The sequence below is a fragment of the Actinosynnema sp. NPDC053489 genome (genome assembly GCF_044544865.1).
In the GTDB taxonomy this organism is placed as follows: Bacteria; Actinomycetota; Actinomycetes; order Mycobacteriales; family Pseudonocardiaceae; genus Actinosynnema.
The window spans coordinates 292,220-304,335 of record NZ_JBITXT010000008.1 but is presented as its reverse complement, the minus strand read 5'-3'; the positions used below and the strand labels follow the sequence as shown (position 1 = coordinate 304,335).

Below are 12,116 nucleotides of genomic sequence, written 5' to 3'. Positions count from 1 at the left end.
CCGGTCAGTCGCGCAGGACCGCGGCGACGGCGTCGACCACGACCTGGCGGCGGCGCTCCCTCGGGATGGCGGCGGCGTGGCCCGCGACCTCCGGGGTGGTCGAGCCCCACAGCGCGGACAGGTGCACGACGAGCGCGAGCAGCTCCACGGGCGTGAACCGGTGGGTGACCAGGCCCTCGTCCTGCGCCTGCGCGATCGCGGCGAGCTTGTCGTTCGTGCTCGCCACCACGACCTCGACGGCCGCGTGGCCCGCGCCCTCCAGGCGGTACCACTTGGCGAGCCGCTCCTTCACCGGGTCGTCGGTGAAGCGGTCGAACAGCCGGCCCGCGTAACCGGGCAGGTCGGCCGGGTCGATCGGCGCCTCGCGCAGCGTGTCGCGCGCCAGCTCGCTCAGCACCGCGTCGAACAGGCCGTCCTTGTTGGTGAAGTAGTGGTAGATCTGCGCCTTGTTGCTCTTGGCCGCCGCCGCGATGCGGTCCACCCGCGCGCCGGCGATGCCGTGCTCGGCGAACTCCGCGGTCGCCGCGTCCAGCAGCCGCCGCCGGGTCGCCTCCGCGTCACCCACCATGCCCGGAACGGTACCTGACTAACCGTCTAGTTGACAGCTCGGGGTGGTGGTGCTTCCCTGGACGAAGAAGCTAACCAACCAGTCAGTTAGGAACCGTCATGAGCAAGGCCTTCCTGGTCACGGGCAGCTCACACGGCCTGGGCCGCCACCTGGCCGAGAAAGCGCTGGCCGCCGGGCACCGCCTCGTCGCGACCGCACGTCGTCCGGAGCAGCTCGCCGACTTGGTCGAACGGCACGGCGAGCGGGTGCGCGCGGTGGCGCTGGACGTCACGGACCCGGCAGCCGCGCGGGCGGCCGTGGCCACCGCGGTGGCGGCGTTCGGCCGGCTCGACGTGGTGGTCAACAACGCCGGCTACGCCAACTCGGGCTCGGTCGAGGACACCCCGGCCGACGACTTCCGGGCGCAGGTCGAGGCGAACCTGTTCGGCGTCGTCAACGTCACCAGGGCGGCGCTGCCCGTGCTGCGCGGGCAGGGCTCCGGCCACGTCGTCCAGGTGTCGTCGGTCGGCGGTCGGGTGACCACACCGGGCCTGTCGGCCTACCAGGCCGCCAAGTTCGCGGTCGGCGGCTTCTCGGAGGTGCTGGCCAAGGAGGTCGCGCCACTGGGCATCAAGGTGACCGTGCTGGAGCCGGGCGGCATGCGCACCGACTGGGCGGGCTCGTCCATGGGCGTGCACCCGGTGTCGCCGGCCTACGAGCCGACCGTCGGGGCCGTCAACGCGGTGCGGAGCACCCTCATGGCCCGGGCGGCGGGCGACCCGGCCAAGGTCGCCGACGTCCTGCTCCGGGTCGTCGGGCTCGACGACCCGCCGGTGCGCCTGCTGCTGGGCAGCGACGCCGTGCGGTTCGCCGGGGAGGTCGAGCGGGCCCGCGCCGCGTCGGACGCGAGGTGGCGCGGGCTGTCGGTGTCCACCGACCACGACGACCTGACCGAGGACAGCCTCGACCCGCTCGCCACGCTAAAGGGCTGAGGGCCGCGGTCAGACCGGGGCGGACGTCGGCTCGGCGTCCCGGGTGATGCCGACGTCACCCCTGGTCAGGACGGCGAACAGGACCACCGCCAGCGCGGTCGCGCCCGCCATCACGGTCACCATCGGCAGCACGCTCGCCGAACCGCCCGCGCCCACCAGCGGCGCCATCAGGCCGCCCACCAGGAACGTCGTCACGCCGAGCACGGCCGACGCGCTGCCCGCCGCCTCCGGGTGCCGCGCCATGGCCAGCGAACCGGCGTTCGGCATGAGCAGGCCGACGCTCATCGTCAGCACGAACAGCGGCGGCAGGAACGTCGCCAGCCCACCGCCGAGCAGCCCGCCCAGCAGCAGCCCGACCCCGCCCACCGCCGCGCCCGCCAACCCGGTCTTGAGCAGCGGCCGGGGCATGATCCGGCCGGTCAGCCTCGTGTTCAGCAGCCCGGCGAGCACGATCGCCACCGAGTTCGAGCCGAACACCAGGCTGAACTGCTGCGGGGTCAGCCCGTACACGCCCTGGAGCACGAAGGACGCGCCCGCGACGTAGCCGAACAGCGCGCCGAGGGCCAGCGCGGACGCCAGGGCGTACCCGACGAACTTGCGGTCGGCCAGCAGCCCGCCGAACACCTTGAGCGTCAGCGCCAGGTTCGCCGGTCGCCGCTTGTGCCGCGGCAGCGTCTCGGGCAGGCCGACGGCCAGCGCGATCAGCAGCGCCAGCGCGATCAGGGCGAGCGCGACGAAGGTGCCGCGCCAGCTGGTGAACCGCAGCAACTGGCCGCCCAGCACCGGCGCGGCCACCGGGCCCAGGCTGTTGATCAGCATCATCACCGACATGAACCGGGCCATCGCCAGGCCCTCGAACCGGTCCCGCGCCACCGCCATCGCCACCACGAACCCGGCCGCCACGCCGAGCCCCTGCAGCAGGCGCAGGCCGGCCAGCGCGAGCGCGGTGGGCGCGAGGGCGCAGAACAGCGAGACCACCACGTAGCTGCCGATGCCGAACAGCAGCGGTCGCCGCCTGCCCCACGAGTCCGACAGCGGTCCGACCACCAGCTGACCGGCCGACATGCCCAGGATGAACGTGGTCAGCGTCAGCTGGATCTGCGAGTCGGCCGCGCCGAAGTCACCGGCGATCGACGGGAACGCCGGCAGGTAGGTGTCGATCGACAGCGGTCCGAGCAGGCACAGGGTGCCGAGCAGCACCACCAGCCGGGCTCTGTTGTCCATGCGCGATCCCCCTGATCATCCGACAGGAGCTTCGCAAGCCGAACGATCAGGGGGGAAGCGATATGGCCGACATCACCCGCCGGCCGCAACAGTTTCGGCGGAACGGCTCAGTAGCCCTCGGCGCGCAGCAGCTCCAGCGCGTCGGCCAGGTCGTCCGGGTACTCGCTGGTGAACGACACCCACTGGCCGTCGGCCGGGTGGTGGAAGCCCAGCGTGCGGGCGTGCAGCCACTGCCGCGTCACGCCCAGGCGCTTGGCCAGCACCGGGTCCGCGCCGTAGGTCAGGTCGCCGACGCACGGGTGGTGCAGCGCGGAGAAGTGGACCCGGATCTGGTGCGTGCGCCCGGTCTCCAGGTGCACGTCCAGCAGCGACGCCGCCCGGAACGCCTCCACGACCTCGTAGTGCGTGACGCTCGGCTTGCCGTTGGCCATCACGGCGAACTTGTAGTCGTGCTTGGGGTGCCGGTCGATCGGGGCGTCGATGGTGCCCTTGATCGGGTCGGGGTGCCCCTGCACGAGCGCGTGGTAGAGCTTGTCGACCGTGCGCTCCTTGAACGCGTGCTTCAGCGCCGAGTAGGCGCTCTCGCTCTTGGCGACCACCATCACGCCGGTCGTGCCCACGTCGAGCCGGTGCACGACGCCCTGCCGCTCGGCGGCGCCGGACGTGGCGATCCTGATCCCGGCCGCCGCCAGGCCGCCCACCACGGTGGGACCGGTCCAGCCGGGGCTGGGGTGCACGGCCACGCCGACCGGCTTGTCGACCACGATCACGTCGTCGTCCTCGTGCAGGATCTCCAGGCCCTCGACGGGCACGGCCTGCACCTGGACCGGGCGTTCCGGCTCGGGGAGCGTGACCTCCAGGACGGAGCCCGCCACCAGCCGGTCGGACTTGCCCGCGGGCTGCCCGTCGAGCACGACGTCGCCCGCCTCGGTCAGCGCCGCGACCGCCGTGCGGGACAGGCCGAGGAGCTTGGCCAGCCCGGCGTCGACCCGCATCCCGTCCAGCCCGTCGGGCACCGGCAGCGTGCGGTAACCGCTCATGCGCCGGCCTGCTTCCCGGTGGACTTCTTCTCCACGCGCGTGCCGTCGTAGTCGCGCTGGAGCAGCGCCATCAGCACGATCACGCCGCCGCCCACGCAGATGGCCGAGTCCGCCAGGTTGAACACCGGGAAGAAGTTGCCCCACGGGTCGAGCACCGAGATGAAGTCGACCACGCCGCCGCGCAGCGGGCCGGGCGCGCGGAAGATCCGGTCGACCAGGTTGCCCGTCGCGCCGCCCAGCACCAGGCCGAGGCCGATGGCCCAGCCGACCGACCGCAGCCGCCGGGCGATCCAGATGATGAACGCGACCACGCCGGCGGCGATCAGGGCCAGGATCACCGTCCAGCCCTCGGCCAGCCCGAACGCGGCGCCGGTGTTGCGGATCAGCGGCAGGTACAGCAGGCCGCCGAACAGCTCGACCGGCTCGCGCCCCTCCAGGTTCTCCACCGCGATGATCTTGGTGACGAGGTCGAGGGCCAACACCAGCGGCGCGATGGCGGCCAGCAGGAGGACCCGTCGCCTGGGCAGCGGTGCGTCCGGCCGGCCGGGCGTGTCGGGCTCGGTGTTGGGATCGGTGCTCACCGGGCCATTGTCCAGCATCGGAGTCAGCGCAGGAACGGCGGGAGCGCGCGCTGGTCGTCCACCGGGGTCCAGCGGCCGTCGCGGACCTCGTACTCCCACCGCGAGCCCTCGGCCACGAGCGTGCGCAGCGCCGCCACGAACCGGTCCACGTGCTCCTCGGTGGTGCCCAGGCCGATCGAGGCGCGCAGCGCGCGTTCCCCGTGCGTGAGCCGGTGCACGGCGACGTGGGCGCAGAACGCGCCGTCGCGCACGCCGACGCCGTGCTCGGCGGACAGCGCCGCGGCCAGGTAGCCGGCGTCCTGGCCGCCGACGGTGAAGCTCACCACGCCCACCCGGTCGTGCTCCGGGCCGAACAGCGCCAGCTCGTGCACGCCCGGGACGGTCCGCAGGCCCGCGCGCAGCCGGGCCAGCAGGGCGCGCTCGTGCCCGGTGGTCTGCTCCCAGTGCCTGCCCAGCACGTCGCACGCCACGGCGAGCGCGTGCACGCCCACCACGTTCGGCGTGCCCGCCTCGTGCCGCTCCGGCACGGCGGACCAGGCCACGCCGAGCCGGTCGCCGTGGTCGGTGACGCGGGCCGTCGCGCCGCCGCCGACCAGGTACGGCTCGGCGGCCTGCAACCAGTCGGACCGGCCGACCAGCACGCCCGCGCCGAACGGCGCGTAGACCTTGTGGCCCGACAGCACGGTGTAGTCGACGTCGAGCGCCCGCACGTCCACCGGCCGGTGCGGCGCGAGCTGGGCCGCGTCCAGCGCGACGCGGGCGCCGTGCGCGCGGGCCACCCGGGCCAGCTCGGCCACCGGCCAGATCTCGCCGGTGACGTTGGACGCGCCGGTCACCACGACCAGCCGCGGGCCGACCGGGGCCGCGCGCAGCGCCCGGTCGAGGTCCAGCACCGCCTGGGCGGGCGAGGCCGGGGTGCGCAGGCGGTGCACGTTCGGGCCGCGCCACGGCAGCAGCGCCGCGTGGTGCTCGGTGTCGAACAGGACCACGGCCGTGCGCCGGGGCAGGCTCCGCGCCAGCAGGTTCAGCGCGTCGGTGGTGTTGCGGGTGAACACGACGGCATCGCTGTCGCGGGCGTTGAGGAACCGGCGGACCGAGGTGCGGGCCTGCTCGTAGACCTTCGTGCTGACCTGCGAGGCGAAGCCCGCGCCCCGGTGCACGCTGGCGTACCAGGGCAGCACCTCGTCCACCGCGTCGCGCACCTGCTCCAGGCACGGCGCGCTGGCCGCGTGGTCGAGGTTGGCGTACTCGACGCGCTCGCCGGTCACCAGCGGCACGCGCAGCGCCGAGCCGACGACCGGGGGCAGGACGGCGGTGGTGCGGGGAACTGCGACGGTCATGACGCCCTCCAGGGGTCCGGGACCCCACCGGAGGGAGCCCGCGCTTGCCGGACGCCCTGCGCGCCGGCCAGGTCCTCACCAGGGGCACCCCACCGCGGTTGGAGGGTTGCCGGCCAGCGAGCCTGGGCTTCGCGCTGGCACTCATGACCTTCGCCTCGAAGTTAACCGAGGGCGCGCGCTCCCGTCGAGGGGCGTTCACATCCTGGGAGCACGGCCGTCACGGCAGCCCGACGTCGCCCTTCCAGCGGGCGAACCGGCCCGCCCGGTCGACGGCCCGGATGCGCTGCTCGGTGGCGGTGCGCGCGGCCTCGGTGCAGACCACCAGCAGTTGGTCGTGCTCCTGCAACCGGGTCGTCGGCACGGGGGTGAACCCGTCCTCGTCGCGCACCACGAGGCTCACCGACGAGCCGGGCGGCAGCCGCAGCTCGGACAGGTACACGCCGTGCAGCTTGGAGCCGGGCTGGATGCGGACCTGGATCAGCTCCGCGCCGAGCGCGTCCAGCGCCGACGAGTCCACCTGCACCTCGCGCGCCTCGCCCGACTTGACCAGCTTCAGCCACTTGGCGAGCCACGGCAGGGTCGTGCCCTGCACCACGGTCAGCACCACGACCAGCACGAACACCGCGTCGACCAGCTGCTGCGCACCCGGCACCCGGCCGATCAGCGGTATCAGGGCGAACACGATCGGCACCGCGCCGCGCAGCCCGGACCACGAGATGAACACCTGCTCCCGCCACGGCACCCGGAACGGCAGCGCCGCGCACAGCACCGACAGCGGCCGGGCCAGCAGCACCAGCACGCCGCCGGCGACCAGGGCGGGCACCAGCGCGTCGAGCACCCGCTCCGGCGAGGCGTACAGGCCCAGCAGCACGAACAGGCCGATCTGCGCGATCCAGCCCAGGCCCTCGGCGAACGAGAGGGTGTCGGCCCGGTGCGGCAGGCGGGCGTTGCCGAGCACGAGGGCGGCGGTGTAGACGGCGAGGAAGCCGGACGCGTGCGCGAGGTCGCCCGCGGTGTAGGCGAGCAGGCACACCGCGACCGTGGCCAGCGGGTACAGGCCGGTCGCCGGCAGCGCGGCCCGGCGCAACCCCGTGCCGCCGAGCCGGCCCAGCACGATGCCGATCACCGCGCCGGCGACCAGCTCGTAGACCATGAGCAGCGGCGCGGTCCAGGTGATCGGGTCGGGCGCGGCCAGCAGCACGACGGCGATGTAGACGGGGGCGTCGTTGATGCCCGACTCCAGCTCCAGCGAGCCGATCAGCCGCTTGCCCACCCCGACGCCCCGCAGCACGCTGAACACGGCGGCCGCGTCGGTGGACGACAGCACCGCGCCCCACAGCAGGGCCGTGCGCCAGTCCATGTCGAGCAGGAAGTGCAGCCCGAACCCGGTGACCGCGATGCTCACGCCCACCGCGACCGTGGACAGCGCGATGCCCAGGCCCAGCGCGGGCCGCACCGCGGTCCACCGGGTGGTCAGCCCGCCCTCGGTGAGGATCAGCACGAGCGCGACCGTGCCGAGCGAGCGGGTGAGGCCGGCGTCCTCGAACTGGATGCCGAGCACGGCCTCGCCGAGCAGCACGCCGATGCCGAGGTAGAGCAGGAGGGACGGCAGGCCGAGCCGGATCGAGACCCGGACCGCGACGACCGAGATCAGCAGGACCGCCGCGGTGACGCCCAGGTAGCCCGTCACATCGCCCACTCGACCTCCAGGCCGCAGATCCGTCACCCGACGGGGTCATTCTCCCCGGCGACACCGAAATGGACGAATCCGGCAGCGCACGGAGCGTCACCAGCCGAACGTCGCTAGCGACGACCACGCGGAGCCGTGCATGTTGACGACCGGGTCCGCCGCCCCGGTCCGTCTTCTCCCTGTCCCTTCCGAGCGACACCACCCTGCGGGAGACACCGTGAAGTTGCGAACGATCTCCACCGCGCTGGTCGCCACCGGCGCGCTCCTCGGCTCCGGCCTCGGCTCGGCCTCCGCCGCGCCGCCGTCCACCCTCGCGGCGCCGAACATCCCGGTCTCCGCCGTCCAGGCCGACCTCGCCCAGCTCCAGAGCATCGCCACCGCGAACGGCGGCAACCGGGCGCACGGCCGCTCCGGCTACCTCGCCTCGGTGAACTGGATCAAGTCCAAGCTGGACGCCGCCGGGTACACCACCCGGGTCCAGTCGTTCACCAGCAGCGGCGCCACCGGTTACAACCTCGTCGCCGACTGGCCCGGCGGCGACCTCGACAACGTGGTGATGGCGGGCGGCCACCTCGACAGCGTGACCGCCGGTCCGGGCATCAACGACAACGGCACCGGCTCGTCCGGCCTGCTGGAGGTCGCGCTGGCCGTGCGGTCCAGCGGCTTCCAGCCCACCAAGCACCTGCGCTTCGCCTGGTGGGGCGCGGAGGAGCTGGGCCTGGTCGGCTCGACCTACTACGTCAACTCGCTGTCCACGACCGACCGCTCGCGGATCGACGCCTACCTCAACTTCGACATGATCGGCTCGCCGAACCCGGGCTACTTCGTCTACAGCGCGTCCGGGCAGCCCTCGGGCTCGCTGGCGCTCCAGCAGACGCTCCAGAACTACTTCACCGGGATCGGCGTGCAGACCGAGCTGACCAGCGTGGGCGGCCGGTCCGACCACGCGGCCTTCGCGCGGGCCGGCATCCCGGTCGGCGGCACGTTCACCGGCGCGGAGGGCATCAAGACCGCCGCCCAGGCGCAGAAGTGGGGCGGCTCGTCGGGCGTGGCGTTCGACCGCTGCTACCACCGCTCCTGCGACACCTCGTCCAACGTGAACGCGACCGCGCTGGACCGCAACACCGACGCCATCGCGCACGCGGTGTGGGCGCTGGCGGCCTAACCGCCCAGCAACCGCGCCAGCACCTCGGCGGCACCGGCCGGGGCGGGGTCGACCTGCACGACCTTGTCCCGGCCGCGCTCGCCCGCGACCACCGCCACGTCCTGCCGGCGCACGCCGAACGCCGCCGCCAGCGCCCTGCGGACGGCCTCGTTCGCCTTGCCCTCCACCGCGGGCGCGGCCACCGCGACGACCAGCGCGCCGTCGCCCCACCGGCCGCCGACGGCCTCGCGCCTCGCGCCCGGCTTGACCCGGACGCCGAACCGGAACGGCTCACCCACGGCTCAGCACCACCCGGAGCGTCTCCTCCAGCAGCGCCCGCCGCCCCGCGACCAGCCCGGGGCTCGACGCGAGCAGCTGGGCCTGCCCCAGGTAGACCGAGTAGGCGAGCACGGCCCTCCGGTGGGCCACGTCGGGCTCGAACCCCAGCAGGGTGAACATCTCCTCCAGGTAGCCGATGCGGCGACCGGTGACGCGCGCGAGCACCGGCGCCACGGCCGGGTCGTCCTTGGCGGCGAGCATCGCCAGCTCGACCGCGCTGTGCCGCACGTCCTCCAGCACGGTGCCGAACAGCAGCCGCAGCCGCTCCAGGGGCTCCGACACCGACTCGACCAGCTCGATCACGGCCTCGGTGTGCTCGCGCTCCCAGCGCTCGAGGGTGGCGGTGAGCAGGGCCTCCCGGTTGGGGAAGTGCCAGTAGGCGCTGCCCTTGGTCGCGCCGAGGCGCGCCGCGAGCGGTTCGACGGCGACCGCCGCCACCCCGCCCTCCGCCAGCGCCCGCAGCGCCACTCCGGTCCAGTCGTCGCGCGTCCGCCGTGCCATGCCTCCGTACGCTACCGTACGGTGACAGACCATGCGGTTGCGTACGGAAGGTGCGTGGCGATGATCCACAACGTGCACACCAGGCGGATCCCCGACGGCGCGAACCTGGTCGACCGGGTGGTCGAGCTGTGGCCGGCCGACCGGTGGCCGCCGCTGGTGCTCGACCGGCCGCTCGGCGTCGGCGCGGACGGCGGCCACGGCTTCGTCCGCTACCGCTGCACCGCGCACGAACCGGGCCGGCGGGCCGAGTTCGCCTTCGGGCCCACCACGGGCGTGGCGGGGACGCACGTCCTGGAAGCGGTCCCGGGCGGGTTGCGGCACACTCTGACCGGTCGGCCGCGCGGCCTGATGCGGCTGTGGTGGCCGCTGGCCGTGCGGTGGTTGCACGACGCCCTCATCGAAGACCTGCTCGACAACGCGGCCCGCGCCGCCGGCCACCCGCCCGTCCACCCGGCCCGGTGGTCGACGTGGGTGCGGCTGCTGCGCGCGGCGGCCCGGAGGGGCGCCCGGCGACCCGCCTGACCGGATTTCCTCCACAACCCCCGGTCTCGTCCGTCTACCCGTTACCGGGACCAGAGGGGGGAGGGCTCGTGGCGCCGGAGCACCCCGACGAGCACGCGGCCGGCTTCAGCGACTTCTACCACCGGGAGCGCACCCGCCTGTTCCGCTTCGCGGCCGTGATGTCACCGCACCTGGACCACGAGTCCGCGGTGCAGGAGGCGTTCGTCGCCGCCTGGCGCAACTGGCCGGTGATCGCGCCCGGGTCCAGACGTGCTTGGCTGGTCAGGACGATCCGCAACCTGCTGGTGGACCAGGCCCGCCGGCGGGAGCGGCCGGGCGACCTCACCGACGAGGTGGTCGCCCGCCAGAGCGGCACGTACCGGATCCTGGTGCCGCGGCAGCGGGACGCCGAGACGTGGCACGAACTGGTCAGCACGCTGGCCGCCGTCGCGAACCTGCCGGACCACCTGCGCACCGCGCTGGTGCTGCGGTTCTGGGACTTCGCCGACGACGAGATCGCCGACGTGCTGGGGTGCGGGCGGGCGTCCGTGCGGCGGTACGTGTCGCAGGCGCGGGCGCTGGTCAGCGAGCAGGTCGGCAACGAGGAGCGGCGGGTGCGCGGCTCGCAGCGCGGGAAGGAGACGTCATGACCGACGAGCTGGACCCCCGGCTGGACCACCTGCGCGCGGAACTGGCCGAAGCGATCCCCGACGACCCCGGCTCCGACGAGCTGGGCGTGGCCGCGATCATGGCCCAGGCGTCGCGGCACGACCGGCAGGCGGCCCTGGTGCGGGCGGCCCGGTCCGGCTCGCGCGCGGCGCTGGACGCCCTGGTGGTCGAGCTGACCCCGCTGGTGTGGCACGTGGCCCGCGGCAACGGGCTGGACCGGGCGACCGCCGAGGACGTCGTGCAGACCGTGTGGCTGAGCCTGCTGCGCCACCTCGACCGGCTGGCCGAGCCGCGGGCCGTGGCCGGCTGGCTGATCGTCGCCACCCGGCGGGAGGCGCGGCGGGCCTGGCGCGAGCTGAACGGCCGACCGGCCCTGTCCACCGACTCCGCCGTCGACCTGCCGGGCGACCGGTGGCTGCCGGAGCCGGAGGTCCTGCGCGACGACCGGGACCGCGGGCTGTGGCGGGCGTTCAACGCCCTGCCCCGGCGCTGCCAGGAACTGCTGCGGCTCACCGTGCTGGCGGGCCGCGCCGAGTACCGGGCGGTGGCCGAGGCCCTGGCCATGCCGCGCGGCTCCATCGGCCCGACCCGCGGACGTTGTCTGAACCAACTCAAGGAGCGGTTGGAGCGCGACGACATCCGCTGACCCTGCGTGCGCCCCACCAGGTCGGCAAAACCGGCACCGCACCCCAAACCGGGCGGCCCCGTCACGCTGCGGAAGCGGCACTAGGCCGAGCCGGTCGGTGAATTCGGCACCGATTCAACCGAACGCCCGAAGATTCTTCGCAGGAACGCTCCCTACGTTGGAACACGAGCCTCGCGGCTTCCCCTGCAAGTCCCCTGTAGCGAGGAGTCCACTGTGTTGAGGAAAGCATTCCTGTCCTTGGCGTTGGCGGCTGCGGCGGTCATGGTGCCCGTCAGCGGCCAGGCGTCGGCCGAGGAGGCCGTGGCCCCGCCGAGCGCGGCGGCGGTCACCGTCTACTACGACACCACCAACGCCCCCACCTACCGCAGCGCCATCCGCCAGGGCGCCGCCAACTGGAACTCGCGCGTGTCCAACGTGCAGCTGGTCGAGAACGCCTCCGCCGCCACCCTGCGGTACCGCGAGGGCAACGACTCGCGCGGCTCGTACGCGAGCACCGACGGCCACGGCCGGGGCACGATCTTCATCGACCACACCCAGGCGCGGCAGTACTACGTCGTGCGCATCACCGCCCACGAGACCGGCCACGCGCTCGGCCTGCCCGACCACTACTCCGGCCCCTGCTCGGAGCTGATGTCCGGCGGTGGCCCCGGCACCTCCTGCACCAACGCCTACCCGAACTCCACCGAGGCGAGCCGGGTGAACAGCCTGTGGGCCAACGGCTTCGCGGGCACCTACGAGTGGAAGGTCATCTACGAGCAGCTCCCCGTCGCGGTCGGCTGATCGCGAACCGGGGGTGGGGGGGGGGGGGGCCCCCCCCCCCCCCCGGCCCCCGCCCCCCCCCCCCCCCCCCCCCCCCCCCCCCCCCCCCCCCCCCCCCCCCCCCCCCCCCCCCCCCCCACGTA

General features: G+C 74.0%; 14 protein-coding genes and 1 riboswitch. Of the genes, 6 read left to right on the top strand and 8 right to left on the bottom strand.

Annotated features, from left to right (window positions below; all coding sequences use genetic code 11):
• Positions 1-4: 4 nt before the first annotated feature.
• A complete protein-coding gene (locus ACIGNX_RS21085) occupies positions 5-568 on the bottom strand; it encodes a TetR family transcriptional regulator (RefSeq protein WP_396542349.1) in 564 nt (187 codons plus the stop codon).
• A gap of 98 nt (positions 569-666) precedes the next feature.
• On the opposite strand from ACIGNX_RS21085, the gene ACIGNX_RS21080 reads away from it, so the two are divergent.
• Positions 667-1,539 (top strand): oxidoreductase, encoded by an 873-nt coding sequence (locus tag ACIGNX_RS21080; protein WP_396542348.1) that lies wholly within the window; start codon positions 667-669, stop codon positions 1,537-1,539.
• 9 nt (positions 1,540-1,548) lie between these two features.
• Here ACIGNX_RS21080 and ACIGNX_RS21075 read toward each other — a convergent pair whose 3' ends face one another.
• The 5 genes from ACIGNX_RS21075 to ACIGNX_RS21055 form a co-directional block, all read right to left on the bottom strand.
• On the bottom strand, positions 1,549-2,763 hold the full coding sequence (locus tag ACIGNX_RS21075) for a multidrug effflux MFS transporter (RefSeq protein WP_396542347.1): 1,215 nt from the start codon (positions 2,761-2,763) through the stop codon (positions 1,549-1,551).
• A gap of 107 nt (positions 2,764-2,870) precedes the next feature.
• Entirely contained in the window at positions 2,871-3,803 is a 933-nt protein-coding gene (locus ACIGNX_RS21070) for an RluA family pseudouridine synthase (RefSeq protein ID WP_396542346.1), read from the bottom strand.
• A complete protein-coding gene (lspA, locus tag ACIGNX_RS21065; protein ID WP_396542345.1) occupies positions 3,800-4,384 on the bottom strand; it encodes a signal peptidase II in 585 nt (194 codons plus the stop codon). Before lspA ends, ACIGNX_RS21070 begins: the two co-directional genes overlap by 4 nt.
• A 23-nt stretch (positions 4,385-4,407) precedes the next feature.
• Entirely contained in the window at positions 4,408-5,724 is a 1,317-nt protein-coding gene (locus tag ACIGNX_RS21060) for an aminotransferase class V-fold PLP-dependent enzyme (RefSeq protein ID WP_396542344.1), read from the bottom strand.
• Between the two features lie 35 nt (positions 5,725-5,759).
• A riboswitch (SAM riboswitch) is annotated at positions 5,760-5,873 on the bottom strand.
• A gap of 68 nt (positions 5,874-5,941) precedes the next feature.
• Positions 5,942-7,423 (bottom strand): potassium/proton antiporter, encoded by a 1,482-nt coding sequence (locus ACIGNX_RS21055; RefSeq protein ID WP_396542343.1) that lies wholly within the window; start codon positions 7,421-7,423, stop codon positions 5,942-5,944.
• A gap of 208 nt (positions 7,424-7,631) precedes the next feature.
• Here ACIGNX_RS21055 and ACIGNX_RS21050 point away from each other — a divergent pair, with 208 nt between their 5' ends.
• Entirely contained in the window at positions 7,632-8,579 is a 948-nt protein-coding gene (locus ACIGNX_RS21050; protein ID WP_396542342.1) for a M28 family metallopeptidase, read from the top strand.
• On the opposite strand, the gene ACIGNX_RS21045 is transcribed toward ACIGNX_RS21050, so the two are convergent.
• Entirely contained in the window at positions 8,576-8,857 is a 282-nt protein-coding gene (locus tag ACIGNX_RS21045; protein ID WP_396542341.1) for a DUF167 domain-containing protein, read from the bottom strand. The two genes, ACIGNX_RS21050 and ACIGNX_RS21045, sit on opposite strands and share 4 nt — an antisense overlap.
• Entirely contained in the window at positions 8,850-9,398 is a 549-nt protein-coding gene (locus ACIGNX_RS21040; RefSeq protein ID WP_396542340.1) for a TetR/AcrR family transcriptional regulator, read from the bottom strand. Before ACIGNX_RS21040 ends, ACIGNX_RS21045 begins: the two co-directional genes overlap by 8 nt.
• Positions 9,399-9,458: 60 nt before the next feature.
• On the opposite strand from ACIGNX_RS21040, the gene ACIGNX_RS21035 reads away from it, so the two are divergent.
• From ACIGNX_RS21035 to ACIGNX_RS21020, 4 genes are all read left to right on the top strand, one after another.
• Entirely contained in the window at positions 9,459-9,920 is a 462-nt protein-coding gene (locus ACIGNX_RS21035) for an SRPBCC family protein (protein WP_396542339.1), read from the top strand.
• Positions 9,921-9,988: 68 nt separating this feature from the next.
• Positions 9,989-10,549 carry an RNA polymerase sigma factor gene (locus tag ACIGNX_RS21030; RefSeq protein WP_396542338.1) on the top strand — a complete coding sequence of 187 codons (561 nt, stop codon included), beginning with the start codon at positions 9,989-9,991 and terminating at the stop codon, positions 10,547-10,549.
• 98 nt (positions 10,550-10,647) lie between these two features.
• On the top strand, positions 10,648-11,214 hold the full coding sequence (locus ACIGNX_RS21025; protein ID WP_396542468.1) for an RNA polymerase sigma factor: 567 nt from the start codon (positions 10,648-10,650) through the stop codon (positions 11,212-11,214).
• 213 nt (positions 11,215-11,427) lie between these two features.
• Entirely contained in the window at positions 11,428-11,994 is a 567-nt protein-coding gene (locus tag ACIGNX_RS21020; protein ID WP_396542337.1) for a snapalysin family zinc-dependent metalloprotease, read from the top strand.
• Positions 11,995-12,116: the final 122 nt, after the last annotated feature.